Source organism: Aminobacter sp. P4_D5 (assembly GCF_056401815.1).
Genome location: NZ_JBFUIP010000680.1, coordinates 1 through 726, shown reverse-complemented (window position 1 = coordinate 726; position 726 = coordinate 1). Strand labels below are relative to the sequence as shown.

1 protein-coding gene is annotated in these 726 nt (G+C 68.7%); it reads right to left on the bottom strand.

The window, feature by feature from the left end:
• On the bottom strand, positions 1–599 hold a 599-nt coding region (locus tag AC1DWF_RS34295; protein WP_476842945.1), incomplete at its 3' end, for an ABC transporter substrate-binding protein.
• Positions 600–726 lie beyond the last annotated feature (127 nt).

Genomic DNA, 726 nt, shown 5'->3' with positions numbered 1-726 from the left:
CCATTGGCCTCCAGCGAATGGCCGAAGGCGTAGTCGGAGGTGAGGAAATACCATTTGCGCTTGCCCTCGGCCATCATGGCCGTGACGGTGCCGCGGGCCAGCGCGTAGTTGTCGTAGGTCCAGTGCAGGCCGTTGGGCGTGCAGCCGGTGCCGGTGAGCTCGGTGGTGCCGGGCGCGATGGAGACGTTGATCTTGTTCTTCTCGCGCGTGAGCTGCTGCACGGCGAGCGCCACGGCGGAGTTGCCGATGCCGAAGATGGCGTCGACCTTCTCCTGGTCGTACCAGCGCCGGGCGATGCCCATGCCGATGTCGGGCCGGTTCTGCAGGTCGCCATAGACGAGCTCGATGGGCTGCCCCAGCACGCGGCCGCCGAAATCCTCGATGGCCATGCGGGCGGAGACGACATCGCCCATGCCCTGCTGGTCCGCGAAGACGCCGGACATGTCGTCGAGCACGCCGATCTTCACGGTATTGTCGGAGACCTGGGCCAGCGCCCGCCCAGCCGGCCAGATGGCGGCGCTGGCCAGCCCGGTGCCCCCCAGCAGGAGCGAGCGGCGTGGCGTCAGGATAGGCGCGTTCTGCGCGGTGTCGCGGTCCATGGCTTCGTTCCCCTGGCGGCGAGCCCTCGTTGGCGGGGCTCTGCTTGTCGTCGGGGGATCATGAACATCGGACGGGCGACCGCAAGGGCCTTCAGAGGCCCATGGCCCTCCGCGCCATGTCCACGGC